The sequence below is a fragment of the Deinococcus pimensis DSM 21231 genome (assembly GCF_000519345.1).
GTDB lineage: Bacteria > Deinococcota > Deinococci > Deinococcales > Deinococcaceae > Deinococcus_A > Deinococcus_A pimensis.
Genome location: NZ_KI912620.1, coordinates 34201 through 34704 on the forward strand (window position 1 = coordinate 34201; position 504 = coordinate 34704).

Here is a 504-nt window from a genome sequence, read left to right on the forward strand (position 1 = left end):
CGTAGGGGTCCATGCGGTCCTCGCTGTAGCGCGTCAGGGCGCTCTTGTACTCGCGGATGCGGACGTTCTCGAAGTTCACCCCGTGCCTGCGCAGGAACTCCCCGAGGAACGTCACCTCCATCGTGAAGCCGGTCAGGTAGAGCTCCGCCGACTCCGGCACCGCCAGCTCGCGCGCGGCGCTCGCGACGAGCAGCGACGTCATGTCGAGCCGCGCGGCGTGCGCGACCGTCCGCTTCTCCTTCGAGAGGCGCTCCAGCGAGCGGCGCAGGTGCATCGCGGTGGCCGCGCCCACCTCCAGATCGCCGACGCGGACCAGCACGCCGTGCAGCCACTCGTCCGAGACTAGGTCGTCGATGGTGTCGTCGAGGGCCTCCAGGGACATCGTGCGCGACAGCGCCCGCTGCAGCGGATTCCTGGGCGTGCGGGCCGGGTAGCTGCCCTGCAGGTCGAGGACGATCCAGGTGGGCCGCGTCACGCCGCGCGGCAGCTTCTCCTGCGCGGGCA

General features: G+C 71.0%; 1 protein-coding gene. It reads right to left on the bottom strand.

From position 1 onward, the window contains the following. The coding region (locus tag DEIPI_RS27840) for a S49 family peptidase (protein WP_045233466.1) at window positions 1-504 on the bottom strand (504 nt) is incomplete at both ends.